Consider the following 20,675-nt stretch of genomic DNA (forward strand, 5'->3'; position numbering starts at 1 on the left):
TTCCCTGGTATATGAAAAGATTTCTCGGATTTGTCAGAAAAGAATTCTTCCACATTTTTCGGGACCGGCGCACCCTGCTGATCTTGTTTGGAATGCCTCTCGTGCAGATTTTGTTGTTTGGCTACGCGGTCACCAATGAAATCCGGGAGGCACATATTGCCGTCCTTGATCAGTCAAAAGATGAAGTGACGCATGAGATTGTCGAAAAAATATTGGCTTCCGGGTATTTTATTCTGGAGTCCAATCTGGATGCTGAAAAAGATATTGAACCGGCCTTTCAGTCGGGGCGGATTAAACTGGCGATCGTATTTGAGGAGGGATTTGCACAAAAACTTCAGCATAATGGCACGGCTGCTATTCAGATCCTGGCAGATGCTACGGATCCCAATACTGCAAACACGCTGGTAAGTTATACTTCTGCCATTTTGCAGGACTACCAGCGAAAGTTAAATGAAACGGCTTCCATACCGATTGTGATTTTACCGGAGGCCAGGATGCGATATAATCCGCAACAGAAGGGCGTATTTCTGTTCGTTCCCGGGTTGATTTCTATTATCCTGATGCTGGTATCTGCGATGATGACTTCTATTTCCATTACCCGGGAAAAAGAAATGGGCACGATGGAGGTTTTGCTGGCTTCGCCTATGCGTCCTTTTCAAATTATTTTGGGGAAAGTCACGCCCTATGTTATGCTTTCTTTGATCAATGCCATTGTGATTTTGCTGCTGGGCAATTTCGTATTTGGTGTGCCGGTACAGGGAAGTGTTGTTTTACTTTTGAGTGAGAGCATGTTGTTTATTTTATCCGCTCTGGCATTAGGAATCCTGATCTCCACGATTGCAAAATCGCAGCAGGTAGCGTTGATGATTTCGCTCATGGGTCTGATGCTTCCGACTATTCTGCTTTCAGGATTTATGTTTCCGATCGAAAATATGCCCCAGATCCTTCAGGTAATCTCCAATGTTATCCCGGCCAAATGGTTTGTTATTATCGTGAAAGGCATCATGCTCAAAGGTGCTGGAATGGATCTCTTATGGCAGGAAACGTTGATCCTCATAGGATTTACAATGTTTTTTATGATGGTCAGCGTCCGGAAATTTAAAATCAGACTGGAGTAGGGCAGGAGCAGAAAAATAAAAAGTATTCACCTTTCAATCAGGTATTATGCGGACAATATTATTCATCTTATATAAAGAGTTCCGGCAGATTTTCCGGAATAAGGCAATCCTGCCGATTATTTTTGTTGCGCCTGTGCTGCAGCTTATTCTGCTTGCCTATGCTGCCAACTTTGAGGTGAAAAACCTTAAGCTGGTGGTCGTTGACAGAGACCAGAGTGCAGTTTCCCGGCAGCTGACAGGTAAATTTGAAGGATCGGCTTACTTTCGTGTTGTGGGTACTTCTTTTTCTGAAGCAGAGGTTTCCCGGATCATGGATGAAGACAGGGCGGATCTGATTATTGAAATTCCGGCTGGTTTTGAGAGGCAGTTGTTTCGGGAGAATGTGAACCAAATACAGCTGATTGCCAATGCCATAGATGGAATTAAAGGTGGGCTTGCCGTGGCCTATTCCGGCCAGGTAATTCGCGATTTTAACCGGGAAATGATTGCCCGGTATGGCGCTAAACTCCTTGCCTCTCCCCCTCAGGCAACGGTAAGCATTTCTGTCAATGAGGCCTATTGGTTTAATCCCAAAATGGATTACAAGACCTTTATGGTTCCGGGCATTCTTGCGCTATTGGTGACAATGATTGGGAGCTTTCTTTCCTCGATGAATATTGTCAGAGAGAAGGAAATGGGCACAATTGAACAGATCAACGTAACGCCCATTCGCAAATATCAGTTCCTTCTTGGCAAACAGTTACCGTTTCTGGTTATTGCTTTGTTTGAGTTTGGGCTGGGGCTTATTGTCGCCAAACTCCTGTATAATATTCCCTTTCTGGGAAGTATTCCGCTCATGTTTGCCTTTACCACTTTGTATATGACGGTAATCCTCGGGCTGGGGCTATTCATTTCCACTTTTACTGAAACCCAGCAACAGGCCATGTTTATCGCCTGGTTTTTTATGGTAATTTTTATTTTCCTCAGCGGGATGTTTACCGCCATAGAGAATATGCCTTCATGGGCACAGAAAATTACCTATTTCAATCCCGTACGGTATTTTATCGAAGCGATCCGGATGGTGATGTTGAAGGGCGCCGGACTCAGCGATATTTCCAGGCAAATATGGACGTTGGCAGGGTACTCAATCCTGATTAATGGCCTTGCGGTATGGAATTATAGAAAGACTGTGTGAAATTTTTCAAATTTTCTATCTTTATACTATTAAGGTCGGATTTCTCACTAATTCCGGAAAAGCCTGATGTTTAAAGATTATTATCAAATACTGGGTATCAGCCGTACGGCCAAAGAGTCTGAAATCAAGGAGGCTTACCGTAAGCTGGCAATGAAATATCATCCGGACAGCAATTCGGATGAAGCTGCACATCAACTTTTTGTGGATATCAACGAGGCTTATCACATCCTGAGTGATCCGGATGAAAGGCGGAAATACAATCACCGCTATATTTCCAAAGTTACCCCGCCTAAACCACAACATGCCAGTAGCTTTGAAATGACCCGCGCAAAGCGTGCTACCCGATATGCCAGGGGGAGATATTCTCCGCGTGTGCGTTACCGCGGTGCCGCCTATTCGGGACCCAAATTTAATGATATCAATCAGGAAGGTGAAAAAACGACTACCATTTCGCAGGAGTTTTTCAGCGATGATTACCGGCGTACCGTTATCAGTCGGAAGCAGGGTGATCTCCTGGGCTATACCATGTATTCCAGATGGGTGAGGGTGGTAGCTTCGGTATTGTTCGTTTTTTGTGCAGGGCTGATTGCTGATTTTTTTCTGGCGGAATCTACGCCTCCTGAGACCGTCAAGTCCAAATACGAAGTGGACTGGTCATTTTCAGAACCGGGTGTGATCCGAATCCTGACCAACAGGAGCCGGTTTGGGGTGTTGAGAGAAAATGCTGAGCACCTTCCTGTGGGTTCAAAAGTACAGGTTATCAAAACGCCTATGGGACGTATTCCCGTGAAAGCGATTATACAATCATCCGAAGGCTACCGGCAATTTTCTACCTATGGCGGAAGGTATGATGATATGAATGTTTTGCTCCTCTTTAGTCTGGGTATTTTGTGCATAGCTACGCTGGTTTTTCGGAAAAATCCGGAATTTAATGCATACCTGGGCACAGCAACCCTGGCACTTGCAACAGTCTTGCTGGGCATTATTTTTAAGGCCTAGGCAAAACTGTCCACCGTGCAATTATGACAATTGGGCAAAAAATTACGGAGGCTGGAACAATAGTGGTATATCTTTTGGCTGAATGGTTGTAACATTTCGCGAAATTAGAAGTTCAAGATATACATGTTCAAGGATTATTACGATATTCTGGGCTTGAATAAAGATGCTGAAGACCGAGAAATAAAACGCTCGTTCCGGAGTCTTGCTATGATTTATCACCCGGATAGTAACGAAAATCCGGAAGCCCATCAAAAATTTCTTGACATCAATGAAGCATACCAGACCTTAGGCGATCCAATCAAACGAAAACAATACGACGGGCGATACGATTACCATCGGTTTGTAAAATACAGCGAACAGGTCAGGCAGGAGTACAATTATTCAACCTCTTATTCCTCTCCTGCTTATGAGACACCCCGCCGGCCTACCCGTTTTGAAGAGTTTTCCCGTTATAACTTCTTTTCCAGATTTGTGGCCTGGGTCGGATTACTGTTTGCCTTTAGCGTCGTGGCCGATTATTTTTTCGCCCAGTATTCGGATATTGAAGAAGTGCGTTCGATGGCAATCACGCAGGGACCAGGTGGAGAATTGAGTGGGTTTATCCGTACCGACAGTTTGTCTTTTATCCTGGATTATACCCATTTTGATAACCTGGGGAAAGGCGATTTTATCAGTTTGCGAAAAACACCCTTCTATCACATTGTTACGCATTTATACGTCTGGGAATTTCCTGAAACGGCCGATAGAATTGCGGTTCAGGATAAGTTCCGGTCCTACACCCCGGAGACGATGATTCAGGTTTTTAGTTTTTTCCCACATTACGGTATATACAATGTGTTTTCATTTTTTCTGATTGCTCTGCTGGTCAGCAGTATGGTGGGCGTAACCCTTCAGGACAGACCTGAGTTTTTGTTCAAGCTGGGTTTGTTGAATATTTTGATTTCCTTTATTTCTGTATTTATACTGGTAAATTCCTGATTTTGCTTTAAATTTTCAGTCTATGAAAATCAAAGCAATTATTACCGGAGTCACGGGCATGGTTGGCGAAGGGGTATTACACGAATGCCTGCTTCAGCCGGATGTCGAGTCTGTTTTGGTGGTAGGTCGAAGGTCATGCAATATGCAGCATGCCAAAGTAACCGAAATCATACATAAAGATTTTTTTGATTTTTCGTCAATTGAAGATCAACTCAAAGGCTATAATGCCTGTTATTTCTGCCTGGGTGTATCATCTGTCGGAATGAAAGAAGACCAGTATCACCAACTCACCTACGATCTCACCATGAGTTTTGCCAAAACTTTACTAAAACTCAATCCGGATATGACTTTCTGCTATGTTTCCGGATCGGGTACTGACAGTAGCGAAAAAGGCAGGAGTATGTGGGGCAGAGTCAAAGGCAAAACCGAAAACCATCTGCTGAATCTGGGTTTTAAACAAGCCTATATGTTTCGCCCGGGCTATATTCAGCCAACCCCCGGACTTAAAAACACGCTGAAAATGTACAGGTTTTTTGCACCTTTTTACCCCATTTGGAAAAAGGTTTTTGGTAAATATGTATCTACCCTTGAAGAAATTGGCCTGGCAATGATCAATGTTACGCAAAGAGGGTATGAAAAAAAGATATTGGAAGTTTCTGATATTGTCGAAGTAGCCAACAGATAAACATATTCTTCGTAAAGGAAAGTACAGTTTTTTCCAAAATGGAGGGAGTATGAAAGATCCAATGGTTATTCTGGCTGTTTACAACCAGATGAAAAATGCCAATCGCCACGCAATCCTTTTGAAAGCAGAAGGGGTACGTTGTGCGATTGATTTTGCAGAAGATCCAAATGAAGTGAGTCTTTTCCGCGAAAGTATTGGTGAGATCCAGTTGCTGGTACACACGGATGATTATGAGAGGGCCAATATAATCCTGGAAATGGATGATCGGACGCTTGAAGCCGGCGAACATGAGGAACGGCCAGGAGAGGAGAGTATGCTTGTGGGAGGGGTGGTCGGTATGGCGGGAATTTTGACCTCCCTGGCAAATTTTGATGGTTTGCCAGAAAATATGATTCTATTTCCATTTGCGGTTGCTGCAATAGGCGGTATTTTGTTTTGGAAAGGAATTATGGAAGCCCGGGAAGAGAATTGAGTATTATTTCGTTTATTTGCGCGTCAGATTTTATTTCAGAGCAGGTTCCCCCGTTTGTACCGATTGAATTTTAACCCTGTTGTGAATGAAAAAACACCTTTTACTTTTTACCTTGATTGCCCTGTTGGGTATCGGTATGGCTGATGGCCAAAACTACAAAACAGGTGTAGGACTTCGCCTGTGGAGCGATAGCGAAATCACGATCAAACACTTTGTCAGTCAGGAGGTTGCTGTGGAGGGAATTATCGAACTTCGCCGCAAGGCCGTAGGGACTACCTTGCTGTTTGAAAAACATGCCACAGCATTTGACGTGCCGGAACTCCAATGGTACTATGGTTTAGGCGGCCATATAGGATTCTGGCAAGATCGCAAAGACAACTGGCCCATATTCTCCGACAACAGCGAAATGGTGGCAGGGATAAGTGGAATTGTTGGCTTGGAATACACGATAGAGGCTATCCCCTTTTGTATCAGTATTGACTACAAACCACTGGTCAACCTTATTGGTTACAATGGGCTGGTGAATACCGGTGCGCTGTCTCTGCGTTATACTTTCTGATTTTACTCAATCAGCAGTCTCATCACCCGGAATTTTTCTCCGGATATAATTTTTACAAGATAAATACCCGAAGGTAAAAATCGGGTATTCACCTCTTTTCCGTTTGCGATTTCTCCTGAAAACCATTCTTTTCCGGCAAGATCAAAGATACGGGCAATGGTCTTTTCGCCAGCTATGGGGTCAAATGCAAAAAAGACAACATCTTTTGCCGGGTTGGGGAAAATCGAGACCGGATAAGGTTCCTCCGGATTTTCAATGCCGGTTGCCGTATTTTCTATGCAGCGCAAATGGTCGAGAAAAGCAGCCAGGGTATCGACCAGGAAAGCTTTTTCCCCACTGTAATTGTGTGGAGAGATGGGGGGATTGGCAAAAAGGTCGGGATTTCTCAGATAGGTTTTGTGCCGGTCGTCGGTATAACCCACTGAAATGACCCGGTCTTTGATCCGGCATGCCCCGTGCACAAGCGGCGCCTTCGCCCCGGTGAAGGGAAATATCAGGCCGGAGGCCTGAAAATATGCTTTAGCGGTACCACAATCTACAATCGGATCCTGCAGGATATGGTATTGAAACAATGCAGGGTCATTGGCAGATGCGATCAGCAGGGTATCTTCAATGGCTCCATAAATATTGATAATGCCATTTACCCGGGCACTGGTACCATTAAGATTTAGGACACCTTCGACAGCGCCAAGATCAGGTCTTTGTGCGCTGAAAAGCAAGTTTCCAAACAAGTCTGACCGGGTAACGGGTGGCAGACTATCTGCCGTTGCCGGTTTTTCGGCAGCCTGATCCCTGAAGGCTGCATGAAGTGCTGTAAATCCACCGGCACTTTCACCCCCCACAAAAACGTGTGTGGTATCTATACCATATTGCCCGGCATGGCCCCGGAGATATCGTATAGCTCCTTTGGCATCCTGCATAGCCCGGTAAACTGCCCGGGACAGTTCTGCCTCATCATGACAATATGGATATTGAAATTCTCCCAGAATTGGGTCAAACTGCCGGTAAAATCCCAGTCGGTAGGAGATCGAAGCGGTGACATATCCTCTTCTGGTAAAGCTATCGCAAAGCTGCCAGATCTCAGCTTTATTCCCTCCGTAAAAACCGCCTCCATGAATCCAGACAATCAGCGGACGCTGCGTGCTGGTATCTCCGGCAGGGGTAAATACATCCATTTTCAGATCGACCGGTACCTGCCCGAAGTTGGGCACAGTTCCATACACGACATTGGTATCGATCACAGACCCCGGAAAATGTGGAAACCGGTAAGGTCCCGGTACACAGTTTTGGGCATAAATACTTTGTGTCAGAAACAGTAAGGGGACAAAAAAACACAGTAACTTCTTCATAATGGCCATTTTAAAACAGACGTTTTTTATAGGCAAAATATTAATATAAAGTAAAAAAAAAGGCCTTCCCGAAGGAAGGCCATAGAAAAATATTATTTAAGTACGGATTAGTAACCAGGATTTTGCTGCGCTGCCAGGGTTGGGTTTTGCGCAAGCTCATCAGCTGGAATCGGCCAGAGGAAGCGGAAGTCGCTGTATGGAATAGCCGCTACGCTATTGTTGACTGCCGGACGGTTTACCAGATCATAATCAGTAAAGGCAAAGTCAGCAAAACGTATTTTTGAAGGGATGCCATTGGTGCTGAAGTTGGCATCATTGGCCAGGCGGTGGATATCCCCCCAGCGTTTACCTTCTGCAAGCAGTTCGATACGGCGCTCCATCAGGATGGCTGAAATCAGCTCATTGGCATTGGCAAAGCTGCCCGCGGTAAACTGATTTGCTTCTTCGGTAACTGCGCGGTTGCGTACCGCATTGAGCAGATCGAGTGCACGTGTAGATACGCTGCCACTGGTTCTTGCTTCTGCTTCCGCTACGTTGAGCAGTACTTCAGCATACCGGAGGATCGGGTTAGAGTCAGAACGACCTACTTTGTCAGTATATTTGTCTGTGAAGTAGCTGCGTCCATTGTTGGAGAGCATCGTACGGCGAAGGTCACTATCCAGCCAGAGCGGGTTGTTGTAGAATTGTGGACTGATCAGAACCAGACCACGACCGCCCTGAGAAGGATTGCCGAGCATAGCAGGCAAAGCGCCATTTACCCCTGGGTTATCGGTAGTCGCATTGTCAATATAGAAGACAGCCTCTGAGGAGGTATTGCTGTATACTCCTGTCAGGCTTCCATCAAGTGCATAACCACCAATGGAGCTGGTAAATGGAGCCGCAGCAGAAATGATTTTGTTGCCTTCAGAAATGACACCTGCCCAGTCTCCCTTGTGAAGTTTTACACGGGTTTTGAGAGCAATTGCAGCGCCTTTGGTAGCACGTACAGATTTCTCGATGCCACTGCGGGTATCAGGCAGTGCTGACTCGCAAAAGTCGAGGTCGGCAAGGATAAAATCATATACTTCGGCAACAGAGTTGCGACCCTGGGCAATAGCATCTTCTACTTTGGAAGCAGAGTTGATGGCAACGCTGCGAATGGGTACCCCCTGACTTGATCCATTGTTTTCCAGATAAGGTCTGGCAAAGTGGATCAGCAACTCGTGGTAAGCCATGGCACGCATAAACCGGCCTTCTCCTTCGTATGCACTTGCCACATCTGCCGGCAGGAGACCTTCAGTTTGCGCACCTTTCGCGCCTTCGATGACGATATTTGCCTGATTGATGAGGGTGAAAAGAGTATTCCACATCCAGACATTGTTGGCGGAGAAAGGCGTATAAGTAGCCTCATAAGTAATCTGGTAAAACAGCGCCTGGTTTACCATGTCTTCACCCCGCATTTCACTCTGCTCAACGTTGGCAGCTCCAAAAGGATATCCTCTTACTTGTCCACCTGCGTAAGTTCCACTCTGGGCAGCATTATACATACCAATAGCGGCAAGTTCGGCACGGTCAGCAGTACTGAACGCCGTGGTCTCGCTGAAAAAAGCCAAAGGCTCAAGATCGGTTACCTGGCAGGAAGTCAGGAAGAACAACACTGCTCCTACCATGCTCAGCCTGCGAAGGGAAAATTTATTAATGCTTTTCATTATATTTTTGTTGAACAGTTTGAATTAGAAACCAAGGCTGATACCGCCGGAAATTGTTCTTACAAGCGGGTTGGTGTTGTTGTCGAGACCAAACTGGCTGTTGGTACCAATCACGGAGTTTAATTCTGGATCTAATCCTGAATACTGAGTGAAAGTCAACAGGTTTTGTCCCTGCACAAACAGGCGGGCAGAACGAATTCCAGTCGAGGAAACATTGCTCAACAACGTTCTTGGCAACTCATAAGAAAGGGTTGCGTTCTGCAGACGGAGGAAGTCTCCGGGCTCGATAAAGCGGCTGTCAGCTGCACCAGTGTTGTTGATGGCAGCTTCGCGACCAGCGTAGAGTTTTGGCACATTGGTTTCCTGACCTGCTGCTGTCCAGCGATCAAGAATTTCACGTCCGTTGTTCTGGAAACCCATATTGAGGAGGGTAGCCTGACGGGTAACGTTCATGATATAGTTTCCACCTACATAGCGGAAGAACAGTTGAAGACTCAATCCTTTATAGCTGAAAGTATTGTTCCAGCCTCCCTGCCACAATGGGTTTGAGTTTCCAAGCAACTTACGATCGGTAGCTGCACTCAGTGTACCGGCAGTAGAAATATCTTCAGGGTTTTCCTCTGTATAAACCCGGTACTGGCCGGTGCTTACATTGTATTGTACAAGGCTTCCATCAGCTTTTACCCAGATCGGGTTTCCATTGGCCTGGTTTACGCCATACCATTCAAAACCGTAGAATGTACCGATAGATTCATTGACACGGTTGATATGGTAGGTAAAAATGATGTCCTCGTCATTGTTAAGAGCCAGGATTTCATTTTTGATGAACGCAAAGTTAAATGCAGTGCTCCATGAAAATCCACCTTTGGTAACGGTCAGGGCATTCACTTCTACTTCAATTCCGGAGTTTTTGATCGCACCTACGTTTTGGTTAATGCTGTTGCCGGGAACACCTGTGGAGGGAGGTGTAGGTCTTGCCAGTACGAGGTTGTCCACGTTGTTGTTAAACCAGTTGACCACCAAACCGAGACGATCATTAAAAAATCCAAAATCAACGCCTACGTTGATATTTGTAGCTGACTCCCACTGAAGATCGGGGTTACCAGCCTGGGTGAAGGCTATGCCGGTAAGGTCGCCGTACTGAGAAGCACCGAACTGGCCAAGATAAGGGAAGTCTCCAATATCGGTATTACCTACCTGAGCGTAGCTGCCACGGATTTTCATTTCGGAGAAAATATTGGAGAGCACAGAGTTCTGGAAGAAACTTTCTTCTGAAATCCGGTATCCGGCTGATGTACCAAAAAAGGATGCTGTACGGTTATCTACGGAAAGAGAGGAAATCTTATCTATGCGATAAGACAAGCCTAATAGGTATTTCCCTTTGTAGCTATAATTTAACCTGGCAAACCTTGATTCAAATCCCTCTGGTACAGCGAATCCACCAGAAAACTGGTTGGCGTAGGAACCATCGATCAGGTTATTCTGGAGGAAAAACAGGTCGGAAAAATCGCTTCCCTGAGCGTCAAAGTTGCGATCCAGACGTTTCTGAGCCTCATAACCTGCAACAAAATTCACATCATGCGCATCTGCAAATATTTTGTTGAAATTCAGGGTGTTTTGCCAGTTCCAGAGGGAGACGAATACAAATTGCTGAATCAGCAGACCATTGGCACCGCGGCCATCACCATGACGGGGATCGTAGCTCAGGAAGCTTTCGCTGTTGAGCATGTCCACCCCGATCTGGCTGCGTAGTTTCAATCCATCGATGATTTTCAATTCGCCATAGCTATTGCCCAATACGCGAAGGTTCGCAGCGCGGAGCTGGTTATTGGCCAGTACAAAAGCCTGGTTGGTAAAGTTGTTGTCCACAGGGCGGAGGTTGTTGTCCTGTCCCAGTGCGGCTCCGTCAGGCGTAACGTTGTATCCGTCAAATGCAGTATTTTCCGGATCAAAAGCTCTTACGTTGGGGAGAAGACGTGCAGCACCTACGAGGTTACCGGAGAGCGCGTTGCTGCCGGTGTTCAGGCCTTCGGTGATACTGCGGGTAAGGCTGAGGCTGGAACCGATCTTGATCGCACGGTTGAGGGTGTGATCTACGTTTCCGCGGAATGCATAACGCTTGAGGTTGTTGGCTACCAGCGCGCCCTGCTGGTCAGAAAAACCTGTAGAGAAGAAGTAGCTGGTACGTTCAGCTCCGCCACTGATTGAAAGATTGTGTGTCTGAGTGATACCGTTGCGGAAGATCAGATCCTGCCAGTCAGTGTCAACATTACCGGGACCTGGAAAAGCCTGGTCAGGCTGGCCTGCATTTCTGAATTTTTCGTTGGCAATTTCAATAAACTCATTGGCATTGAGGAGGTCAAGGCGGCTCGCCGCTGTGTTGACACCAATGTTGGCTTCGTAGCTTACTCTTGCGCCTTCGCCGAGTTTACCGCGTTTGGTAGTGATAAGAATAACGCCATTTGCAGCGCGTGAACCAAAAATTGCTGTTGCAGAACCATCTTTCAACACTTCGACAGACTCGATGTCGTTGGGGTTGATGTCTGCCAACACGTTTTGAGCGGTAACACCACTCTGGTCGCCGGTAACAACGGGTACGTTGTCAATAACGATCAGTGGATCTGCACCGGAGGAAATGGTATTTGTACCGCGAATTCTGATTCGTGGTGCTTCTCCCAATACCCCACTGTTGGTAGTAACCTGAAGACCGGCTGCACGCCCTGCCAGCATCTGGTCGAAGCTGGGTGCGGGGAAGGAAGAAATATCCTCACCTTTGATGGATGTGAGTGAACCGGTTAAGCTCTTCCGCTGAAGCGATCCGTACCCGATTACTACGACTTCGTCAACCTGGAGCGCAGTCACAGACATGACAACGTCAATCACACTTCTACCCCCGATTTCTACCTCCTGGCGGGTATGGCTGATCAGACTAAAAACCAAGACATCTCCATCTTGTGGTACAACCAGGCTATATTTACCTGATGCATCCGTGAACATCCCAATACTGGTTCCTTTGACAAGCACCGCAACGCCTTCCAGCGGTTGACTGGTTGTCTCATCGGTAACCGTACCAGACACTGTCCGCTGGGCAAAAATGAAACTCAGCGACAATGCACTAATAACGACTAAAAGAAATAGTCTTTTCATTTAATAAAGCTTAAAGATTTTAGGTTAATTAACACAATTTGCAAAGAACGCATCGTACAGATATACCTCTCCAATGGGAGTGATACCTCAATAAAAAAATTATTCACCCAAGAACGAGTAAGCACGCAGAAAACGTTGCTTACTTAATGCCTCAGGAAGAAAAAATCATAGAAATACGGTGTGGATGGAAGTGTTTTGCTGCTGTTGCAGCTTGCTATGTAAGCTTTGCGCCCTGATAGAATCGTAGGGCAAATAAACCTTCAGACAGTTGTCAGCAAGTATATTACTCATAGCCTTTGGAAAAATAGACCCCAATTTGTGAAAAAAATAATCGGTTGTATCTAATTTTTTAGTGATACAACCGACCTTTAATAACACCCTACAAAAAAAAATGTTTAGGGAAATTTAAGTTTTGTGTACTTTTTTTTTAAAGTACCCTTAATTTTCCTCTCATAACCATCGCATGTCCCGGATAAGTGCATAAAAAATCATAAACACCGGGCTGGTCAGGTGCGCGAAAATATATGGATTCGACCGAATGAGGCTGCATCAGACTGGTGTGAAAGAGGATCAGATCGGATTCGGGTATATACCCTCTGTTGCTTCGGTCCAGCCCGAGCTCCAGGCTTTGTTTGGTAATCGCCTCCATTGACCCTGGCTTGCCAATGACCAGGTTGTGCTGCATGTCGTCGGGATTGTTAAATTCCAGCTTTACCTTTGCTCCTGCCCGTACTTCCAGTTCTGTTTTGTCAAATTTTAATCCGGGCAAAACGGATATGACCAGAACCTGGTCTGGTTTTCCTCCCCAGTCTGCGGGGATTTTAGGAATGTATTTGGCCGGGTCATAAACAATTTCAGCAGTGCTGCTGGCTGTATGGTTCATATGCGCTTCCATGGCCATTTTTGCACCTGACGGGATACGGTTTAGTGTATAATAACCGGTTTCGTGAAGAAGTGACTTTCCGCCTGCCTGCACACCTGAAGCTTTGATTTCGTGGATAAAACCTTGTCTGATTCCTGTTGCATATAATCTCACCCGGGTCCGGTCAGAAGATAATTCTGCTTTGTGGATTTCACAGGGTTGTTTATCCACTACAGGACTGCCATAAATATGATGGTAGTTGTAGGTAAAACTTGTGAGAGAATAACTATTCAGAGCGCTGGCTGTTGCTGCATCAACCGGCTGAGTAAATTCAATTTCAAACCCGTCGGGTTTGGCATATACGGCCTTCATCTCAAAAGGAGTTTTGCCTGTCCATTTCACCCGTTGAATGCCGTAGGGATCGGTACCGGTTGCCGACCAGCCGCGACTGGTCATGCCCACAAACAACACGCCATTTTTCCCCCACTCCAGTCGAAGAATACCCGATGCAAATCCTTCCAGAAATGGAAAACAAATGCCCTGCCATACCCCGTCAATTTTTTCCTCAAATACACGCATCACTTTGCTATGCCCCTGATCGCCTACCAGCATCTGGCCGGCAAAAGGACCAAAAGCAGTACCCGCCAGGATCGTTTTAATATCGGAGGTGGAAATTCCCATCAGGGTGTGTGGAAACCAGACTGCAGGTGGTTTGATGCCGGGTACTTTTTGTCCGGCTTCATAAAGTGTGCCTTGTCCGTCGGGAACATCAGCCTCTTTTACTTTCACCGGTGAAGCCGGATCTGATGCCCAGCGCAGTCCGCTGGGATTGCCTACAAAATCTCCCGGTTCCACATGCGTCATTCGCCCGGAACCTACCCAGTCTCCTTGATTTTCGGCATAGAAAATATCACCTTCGGCGTTAAATCCAAACCCTGCCGGTGAGCGGAATCCTGTTGCAATAGGCGTCATCTGTCCGTCAGGGGTAACTTTTATCATCCACCCTCTCCAGGGGGCCCAGCTTACGCCTCTTCCTGCCCAACCCAGGTTGAGGGTCAGGATCATATCGCCATTGGGTAAAATCAGTGGCCCATAGGAATATTCGTGATAATTGCCACTAAGTGGCCAGCTATATACCGTCTCGTACAAATCCGCTCTTCCGTCGTTGTTGTTGTCCCGCAACCTGGTCAGCTCGCTTCGCTGGGTTACATAGTATTGGTTTTGTGTCCAGGCAATCCCCAACGGCTCATGCAGGCCGGAGGCAAAACGGTGAAAGCGCGGAGAATTGGTGTAAGGGTTTTCGATTTCCCATACCTCTCCTCTACGGGTACAGACTGTCAGCTGATCGCGGTTATTGAATGTCATTCCCCCTACTTCCAATACGATGTCGGAAGGGATGGGCAGCGATTCAATCCGGTAAAATTCTGCTTCTCTGGCATTGGGCTGTGCAAAGAGGCCAGCAATCAGGCAGAGTGTTATGGTGAAGGTTATGAAATATTTCATTGTTTTCTTTGTTAGTATTCGACAACTACCAATCCAAAGAGTAAGTAATCCGGGTTTCTTTTTCTCCCTTTAGAACAGGAACTACGAGTTCCTCCTGGCCTTGAATCTTCCTTATCGTCAGGTTTTTTTCCAGCGCAGGATCTGTAATCAGATAAAATGCTCCGCCTACATTGTATTGATTCTCCCCGATTTTCCGGATAGAGGATCCCCGTGCAAGCACTGTCCACAACATTTGTCTTGCCGTAGGTGAGGTATAAATAATTTCCCTTTTTAATACTCCCTTGTCAGGTGTAATTTTGTCGGATACCTGGGTCTCCCAGGCCGAATAATGAAATTCAGGAAACCCATTTTCATCCAGTGTGTAGCCTCTGGGGTAGAAATGTGCCTGATCAGGCAGTGAGTCAGGCCAGGCACTTGCCGGATTTTCAATCATGGCCAGCGTCGGAGTACCACAGATTTCCACCGCTGTACCGAGTGGGATTGATAGCTGGGTTTCCCCTCTGCCTTCCCACATGGGTGCTACGTTGAGAAAACCACCGCGCCAGACTTTGAGCAGAGCTCCCTGGTGCAGGTCATAAGCGTAGTTCATTCCTTCAGGATCTCCCACATTGATGACGTGTGTACGTTTTTTTCCATTAAACATTGAGAAACCTCTCAGCAATTCGGGGTAGTCCCGTGGGGATATGGCCAGCATAGAACTGGTTCCCCCTTGTTTGAGGAGAGAGGGCGGAGAGTGAAAAGGTGAGTAGGGCGTTCCAGGTCCTTCGACAAACACCTGTAGAAAGGCACCCCCACCACCCTGGAAAAAATCGAGGGTGAGGTTGTGTGTTCCTTCAGAGAGAAATACTTTGCCCTTACGGGGCTGTTCAGCGTGAGTGCTATCGTTGCTGGCAACTACTTTATCGTCAATATAAAGTCTTGAGCCATCGTCAGAGATAATTGTGAAATAATAATCCCCTTCCCTGGTAATCGGCAATGGGCCAAAGAATCGTATGCCGTAATTATTATCGCGGGTTTTAATTTTTTCGATGTCAAAAAAACGGGAAGTCCCTTCTGCTCTGACCTCTAAAGAATCAAAAGGCGGAAGTACATCCCAGCGGCCGTGGTAGTAGCGGTAATTGATTTTGTCCATGGCCAGGCTTTCCCGGTTGAACAGCCGGTAGCGGATGTTGCGGAAAGCCACAGGGCCGTGGTCTCCCTGAATCATAATCGGGCCGGTTGCCTGTTCATTGGCGAAGGCCGCTGCTCGCGTGGGGCCGGTTACTTCGACATCTTCATGAATGGTGATTCCGTTAAAAATCACTTCTACAAATCGGGCATTTTCAGTTTTATTGCCTTTTTCGTCGAATCTCGGTGCGCGAAAAATTACGCGCATTCGCTGCCAGAGACCGGGTGCCAATGAGGCATTTACTTTGGGTGCGATTCCTTCAAATCCTTTTTCTCCTTCAGGTTTTGTTTCGTCCCAGCGTTGATAAATACCGCCGCAATCCACATACGTTACGGGTGCTGTTTTCCAACTGTCAAATAGTTGAACCTCGTATCTGCCCTGGAAATAAACACCAGAATTAGAGCCTTTGGGCATTAAAAACTCCCATTCGATTTCAATGTCTTCATGCTCAAATGCGGTAAAAATATTTTTCCGGTGCGTTTCATTATTTTGATTAGCGAGAATACCAACCCCCGCCTCCGTAGTCATGTTTTGAGGTTCGTCGGGAAGTGAAAAAACTTCTCCCACAATTTTCCAGTTTTCGTCTGTCGGCTGAAATTGACTCAGGTCATATAAGGGAAGTTTTTCGAGCTTGTCGGTCTGTTCTGCGACAGTTGGGGTATCATGACTTTCTTCATTCCCTGTACAGGCAAATATTGCCGCCAGAGAAAATATAAGAAATCTGGACAGAAGCGGGGATTTCATAGGGCTTTGGTTATAGTCGTATCGACACTAAGTTACAAGAATGTCGTTCAGTTACAAATAATACAAATGATCAGCTACGGTTTCGGTGGCGAATATTATCAACCAGCACGGCACCAACGATGATGAGACCAATAATAATTTCCTGCACATAAGTAGGTACTCCGAGAATATTGCATCCATTTCTCAAAACGGCGATCATGAGCGCACCTACGATCGAACCTACGGCACTGCCTTCTCCGCCGCTGAGTGAACCTCCGCCAATGACTACAGCTGCGATAATATCCAGTTCCATTCCCGCCGCAGCGGTCGGGTCTCCAATGGTGAGGTTACTGTATTGCATGACTGCAGCCACACCGGTAAACAACCCACAAAGTGTGTAAATCAGAATGCGTTTCCATTCTACATTGATCCCACATAGTTTGGCTGTTTGTTCATTAGAACCAATTGCAAAAATGTGACGACCTAAAACGGTGTATTTCAGTACGATATATAGTACTCCCAGTAGTATCAGTGTAATCCAGATTCCGGGTGCAAACACCAGCCATGATGGTTCCGGATCGACCAGCATTAAGGACTGCAGCCAGTTGCTACCGGTGGGAACAGTCTGCTCACCGGCAAACCATTTGGCTACGCCTCTTGCTACCTGCATCGTGCCGAGTGTAACAATAAACGGTACAATCCGGAATCGGGCACTGACAAAACCTCCTATCCATCCCACGACAGCACAAGCGCCTATGCCTCCCATCGCAGCCATCAGTGGTCTGAAAAAACCCATGTTTTCTGGGTCTCCACCGTTTAAAATCAGCGAAATAATGACCGTACCCAGTGCTACCTGTGAACCTACACTCAGGTCTATTCCTCCCGAAATAATCACCATCGTCATGCCCAGGGCCCCAATGCCGATGATTACCGTTTGAGTAAGGATGGTTTTTTCATTATACAGGGAGAAGAAGGAACGGATAAAATTCTCATTCCAGATTCCGATAACCGCAAACAGAGCCATTACGGAAAGCAGTGCACCAAATGGACCTAGTTTGTATAGTAGATTTAGGGAAAGACGTAAATATTTCTGCATCAAATCGTTTCGTTAATGGTTCCTGAAGTAGCAAACCGCATGACTTCCTGTCTGGGCCAGTTTTTAAGTGGGCGAATCTGTGACAATTTCCCTCTGTACATGACTGCCAGCGTATCACAGATCCCTAATAGCTCTGGTAAATAGGAGCTGACTACCACAATGGCTTTCCCCTGGGCAGCGAGTTCCTGTATGAGCCGATAAATTTCTGCTTTACTGCCCACATCTATGCCGCGGGTTGGTTCGTCAAGGAAAAAAATATCGCTGTTGTGGTGAAGTAACCGCGCAATACAGGCCTTTTGCTGGTTGCCTCCGGAAAGATTCTGGATGGCCTGATTCCCGTCCCGGCATTTAATATTCATGGTTTTTACCCATTCTTCTGTTGCATCTGTTTCTTCTTTTAACCGGACAAATCCCAGTCGGGCATAACGATGAAGGGCGGAAAGGGTGATATTGGCACCTATGGACATATTGAGCGCAAGGCCTTCTTCCTTTCGGTTTTCACTCAGAAGGTCAAGGCTTTGGCCAAGCGCCTTGCGCGGGTTGAGCCAGGTGGCGGAAATGGTCGGTTGTCCGGTAATTTTCACTTCGCCATTTTGCGCTTTGTCGAGCCCAAAGATGGTGCGAATGGTTTCTGACCTTCCTGCACCGACCAGCCCGGCTATGCCCATGATCTCACCGCGGTGAAGCGAAAAAGACACATCATCCGGCAGGTCACCGGAGCCTTTCAGGTTATTTACCGCTAAAACCACCTCTCCCTGCTGATGAGGAATCGCGGGATAAAGCTCTTCGACTGAGCGGCCAACCATATGTGTGATCAGTGTGTCGATTTCTGTCGTGGATACATCCCCTGTAGCTACGGTTTCTCCGTCACGAAGCACCGTAAAGCGGTCGCAGATTTCTTTGATTTCTTCGAGAAAATGGCTGATATACAGCACCGAAATGCCCTTTTCTTTTAGCCTTCGGATAACCCTGAAAAGTGCCTGTGTATCCTCGGCAGAAAGAGAGCTTGTCGGTTCGTCCATGATGACAATCTTCGATTCTGCTACGAGTGCGCGGGCGATTTCGACCATTTGTTTTTTCCCGATGCTGAGATCGCCTACTTTCATCCGGGGAGTAAGATCGTGTTGTTCCAGCCAGTCGAGGGCTTCTCTGACTTTGGCACTTTGGTCGCGTACAAATCCCCAGCGGGTGGATTCCATTCCCAAAAGAATATTTTCCTCAATCGTAAGATGGCGTGCGAGGTTTAATTCCTGGTATATCATGGATATCCCGGCATTTCTTCCTTCCGCAGGATCTTCGGGGTGGTAATTTTGCCCCAAAAGCTTAATGCTTCCGCCACGGTCAGGCTGGGTGGCACCGCTGAGAATTTTCATCAGGGTACTTTTTCCGGCTCCGTTTTCACCAATTATGGCATGTACTTCGCCTTTGTTCACTGAAAGTGATACCCCCCGCAGGGCTTTTACCGGACCAAATGTTTTGTGAATATTATGTAGTTGCAGCATGTGTTTTTATTTCATATCACTCGCGGTTTAAACCCGCGCTGGTGATATGCATGATTACTCTCCCAGCCACTTTTCCACTTCAGGGTACAGCAATTTTTGAATTTCGGGTAAATCCATATTGTCTTTGGTTACCATGACTACGCCTGTATCGACGCGTTTGTCAAATGGCTCACCGCGCACAACTTTTACTGCTGTTTCCACGCCTTTATATCCCATCATAAAGGGATCCTGTAGCGCAACGCCGTGAAGTTCTCCGTCTTTGATTCCCTGAATCAGCGTTTCGTTGGCATCAAAACCTACGAGAATGACTTTTCCAGCTTTACCTGAAGTCTGCAGGGCGCGGAGCATCGCCTGAACGCTGGTTTCGTTGGGGCAATAGATTCCCTCTACTTCCGGAAACCGGTTGAGCAGGTTTTGGGAAGACTGGAGGCCGCGTTCGATGGTGGCGCCTGCATATTGGTTGGTAGAGATCAGCTCGATGTCTGGGGCAATTTCTGCCATCCGGTCAAGGAAACCTTGTTCGCGGTTTGTCGTGGAGGCAGAACCTTCCAGATAACGCATCAGAATGGCTTTGCCTTTATTGCCCATCTTCTCGGCCAGAAGTTCTGCACAAAGTTGGCCGCCTTTGTAGTTGTCTGTTGCCACAAAACTTTGGTAGTCGTCGGAGTCCAGGTCGGAGTCAAATATGACTACGGGGAGGTTTCTTTTTCCGGCAGATTTTACTACCGGAACAAGACTGCGGGAGTCAAGCGGCGCCAGCACAATGGCATCAATATTCTGGCTGATAAAATTTTGCACAATCTGGATTTGCGTCTGGCGATCAGATTCTTTCAGCGGCCCTTGCCAGATAATTTCAACGCCAAGGTCATTTTCGGCTTTTTTTGCACCAGCATGCACGCTTTTCCAGAAGATATGGGTAGTACCTTTGGGTATAACTGCAATACGCAGTTTTTTATCTCCGGAAGAAGTTTCACCGCAGCCGCTCCATAAAAGGAGGAAAGATGCAATCAGGGTAGTAGTGAGTAAACGTATCATATACCAGGGTTTATCGGGGATGTTAAATAAAATCTAAAGAATGTCGAGTGTTACCATTTGGGAAAAGGATTTCGCTTTGGGGGTTCGGGTCGAATCAGAAGTTTTGACATGATGTATTCGTCCACATATTCTCCATCGAGAAGGTACGATTCTCTTTTCGTGCCTTCAATCTGAAAGCCCATCTTTCGGTATAAGCCGATTCCCGCTTTATTTTGAGAGAGAACAATAAGTTCCATCCTGCGGATATTGTGAGCCCATGCCCATTTTTCAATTTCAGTAAACAGCCAGGAACCAATGCCTTTGCGGCGATAGTCTTCGCGTACACCGACTGCCAGCAGTACATTGTGGCGGGTGCGGCGGTGCGAATCGCCAAAAGCGCCCAGCCAGCCAACCAGTTCTGCGCCATCTTCGACAATAAGTATTGTCTGATTGTCACGGTCAAGGATCGTTTCGATTTCATCCATCTGCTCGCGGATGGTTGTACGCCTTTCGCCAGGTTCAAGCAGGGCAAAAGGAGACTCCGACTCAATGGTGGAGAGCAGTTTGATAAAAGCTTCGGCGTCCGTAACGTGAATTTCTCTCAGGTTCATTTTTATCCAAAATCCGTGGCACACCCT

General features: G+C 46.7%; 15 protein-coding genes and 1 pseudogene. 7 read left to right on the forward strand and 9 right to left on the reverse strand.

Features of this window, described 5'->3' with window-relative positions; translation table 11 throughout:
• The first annotated feature begins 11 nt into the window (after positions 1-11).
• The 7 genes and pseudogenes from R3D00_13265 (at position 12) to R3D00_13295 (ending at position 5,985) form a co-directional block, all read left to right on the forward strand.
• Entirely contained in the window at positions 12-1,118 is a 1,107-nt protein-coding gene (locus tag R3D00_13265; GenBank protein ID MEZ4774147.1) for an ABC transporter permease, read from the forward strand.
• 46 nt (positions 1,119-1,164) lie between these two features.
• Complete coding sequence (locus R3D00_13270; GenBank protein ID MEZ4774148.1) at positions 1,165-2,292, forward strand: ABC transporter permease; 1,128 nt, start codon at positions 1,165-1,167, stop codon at positions 2,290-2,292.
• 66 nt (positions 2,293-2,358) lie between these two features.
• Complete coding sequence (locus tag R3D00_13275) at positions 2,359-3,291, forward strand: DnaJ domain-containing protein (GenBank protein ID MEZ4774149.1); 933 nt, start codon at positions 2,359-2,361, stop codon at positions 3,289-3,291.
• 117 nt (positions 3,292-3,408) lie between these two features.
• A pseudogene (locus tag R3D00_13280) lies at positions 3,409-3,609 on the forward strand (DnaJ domain-containing protein).
• A gap of 682 nt (positions 3,610-4,291) precedes the next feature.
• The gene (locus R3D00_13285) at positions 4,292-4,954 is read left to right on the forward strand and encodes an epimerase (GenBank protein MEZ4774150.1); all 663 of its coding nucleotides are present in this window, start codon (positions 4,292-4,294) and stop codon (positions 4,952-4,954) included.
• Positions 4,955-5,003: 49 nt separating this feature from the next.
• The gene (locus tag R3D00_13290) at positions 5,004-5,426 is read left to right on the forward strand and encodes a hypothetical protein (GenBank protein MEZ4774151.1); all 423 of its coding nucleotides are present in this window, start codon (positions 5,004-5,006) and stop codon (positions 5,424-5,426) included.
• Between the two features lie 85 nt (positions 5,427-5,511).
• Entirely contained in the window at positions 5,512-5,985 is a 474-nt protein-coding gene (locus tag R3D00_13295) for a hypothetical protein (protein MEZ4774152.1), read from the forward strand.
• A 2-nt stretch (positions 5,986-5,987) separates the two neighbouring features.
• Here the strand turns inward: R3D00_13295 and R3D00_13300 are convergent, their stop codons facing one another.
• The 9 genes from R3D00_13300 to R3D00_13340 all read right to left on the reverse strand — a co-directional run bounded on the left by R3D00_13300 (position 5,988) and on the right by R3D00_13340 (position 20,648).
• Positions 5,988-7,334 carry an alpha/beta hydrolase fold domain-containing protein gene (locus R3D00_13300; GenBank protein MEZ4774153.1) on the reverse strand — a complete coding sequence of 449 codons (1,347 nt, stop codon included), beginning with the start codon at positions 7,332-7,334 and terminating at the stop codon, positions 5,988-5,990.
• A 107-nt stretch (positions 7,335-7,441) separates the two neighbouring features.
• On the reverse strand, positions 7,442-9,022 hold the full coding sequence (locus tag R3D00_13305; protein MEZ4774154.1) for a RagB/SusD family nutrient uptake outer membrane protein: 1,581 nt from the start codon (positions 9,020-9,022) through the stop codon (positions 7,442-7,444).
• A gap of 24 nt (positions 9,023-9,046) precedes the next feature.
• Positions 9,047-12,169: a TonB-dependent receptor gene (locus tag R3D00_13310; protein MEZ4774155.1), complete on the reverse strand. Its 3,123-nt coding sequence runs from the start codon at positions 12,167-12,169 to the stop codon at positions 9,047-9,049.
• A gap of 427 nt (positions 12,170-12,596) precedes the next feature.
• Positions 12,597-14,534 (reverse strand): plastocyanin/azurin family copper-binding protein, encoded by a 1,938-nt coding sequence (locus tag R3D00_13315; protein ID MEZ4774156.1) that lies wholly within the window; start codon positions 14,532-14,534, stop codon positions 12,597-12,599.
• Positions 14,535-14,559: 25 nt separating this feature from the next.
• A complete protein-coding gene (locus R3D00_13320; GenBank protein ID MEZ4774157.1) occupies positions 14,560-16,446 on the reverse strand; it encodes a family 16 glycoside hydrolase in 1,887 nt (628 codons plus the stop codon).
• 70 nt (positions 16,447-16,516) lie between these two features.
• Entirely contained in the window at positions 16,517-17,521 is a 1,005-nt protein-coding gene (locus tag R3D00_13325; GenBank protein ID MEZ4774158.1) for an ABC transporter permease, read from the reverse strand.
• Positions 17,521-19,023, reverse strand: a complete 1,503-nt coding sequence (locus tag R3D00_13330; protein MEZ4774159.1) for a sugar ABC transporter ATP-binding protein — start codon at positions 19,021-19,023, stop codon at positions 17,521-17,523. Before R3D00_13330 ends, R3D00_13325 begins: the two co-directional genes overlap by 1 nt.
• Positions 19,024-19,077: 54 nt before the next feature.
• The gene (locus R3D00_13335; protein ID MEZ4774160.1) at positions 19,078-20,058 is read right to left on the reverse strand and encodes a substrate-binding domain-containing protein; all 981 of its coding nucleotides are present in this window, start codon (positions 20,056-20,058) and stop codon (positions 19,078-19,080) included.
• A gap of 50 nt (positions 20,059-20,108) precedes the next feature.
• The gene (locus tag R3D00_13340; protein MEZ4774161.1) at positions 20,109-20,648 is read right to left on the reverse strand and encodes a GNAT family N-acetyltransferase; all 540 of its coding nucleotides are present in this window, start codon (positions 20,646-20,648) and stop codon (positions 20,109-20,111) included.
• Positions 20,649-20,675 lie beyond the last annotated feature (27 nt).

Source organism: Bacteroidia bacterium (assembly GCA_041391665.1).
Taxonomy (GTDB): Bacteria; Bacteroidota; Bacteroidia; order J057; family J057; genus JAGQVA01.

Bases quoted from the DNA above. Each gene is read 5' to 3' on its own strand.
- R3D00_13265 (MEZ4774147.1), top strand. From the start codon at position 12: ATGAAAAGATTTCTCGGATTTGTCAGAAAAGAATTCTTCCACATTTTT.
- R3D00_13270 (MEZ4774148.1), top strand. From the start codon at position 1,165: ATGCGGACAATATTATTCATCTTATATAAAGAGTTCCGGCAGATTTTC.
- R3D00_13275 (MEZ4774149.1), top strand. From the start codon at position 2,359: ATGTTTAAAGATTATTATCAAATACTGGGTATCAGCCGTACGGCCAAA.
- R3D00_13285 (MEZ4774150.1), top strand. From the start codon at position 4,292: ATGAAAATCAAAGCAATTATTACCGGAGTCACGGGCATGGTTGGCGAA.
- R3D00_13290 (MEZ4774151.1), top strand. From the start codon at position 5,004: ATGAAAGATCCAATGGTTATTCTGGCTGTTTACAACCAGATGAAAAAT.
- R3D00_13295 (MEZ4774152.1), top strand. From the start codon at position 5,512: ATGAAAAAACACCTTTTACTTTTTACCTTGATTGCCCTGTTGGGTATC.
- R3D00_13300 (MEZ4774153.1), bottom strand. From the start codon at position 7,334: ATGAAGAAGTTACTGTGTTTTTTTGTCCCCTTACTGTTTCTGACACAA.
- R3D00_13305 (MEZ4774154.1), bottom strand. From the start codon at position 9,022: ATGAAAAGCATTAATAAATTTTCCCTTCGCAGGCTGAGCATGGTAGGA.
- R3D00_13310 (MEZ4774155.1), bottom strand. From the start codon at position 12,169: ATGAAAAGACTATTTCTTTTAGTCGTTATTAGTGCATTGTCGCTGAGT.
- R3D00_13315 (MEZ4774156.1), bottom strand. From the start codon at position 14,534: ATGAAATATTTCATAACCTTCACCATAACACTCTGCCTGATTGCTGGC.
- R3D00_13320 (MEZ4774157.1), bottom strand. From the start codon at position 16,446: ATGAAATCCCCGCTTCTGTCCAGATTTCTTATATTTTCTCTGGCGGCA.
- R3D00_13325 (MEZ4774158.1), bottom strand. From the start codon at position 17,521: ATGCAGAAATATTTACGTCTTTCCCTAAATCTACTATACAAACTAGGT.
- R3D00_13330 (MEZ4774159.1), bottom strand. From the start codon at position 19,023: ATGCTGCAACTACATAATATTCACAAAACATTTGGTCCGGTAAAAGCC.
- R3D00_13335 (MEZ4774160.1), bottom strand. From the start codon at position 20,058: ATGATACGTTTACTCACTACTACCCTGATTGCATCTTTCCTCCTTTTA.
- R3D00_13340 (MEZ4774161.1), bottom strand. From the start codon at position 20,648: ATGAACCTGAGAGAAATTCACGTTACGGACGCCGAAGCTTTTATCAAA.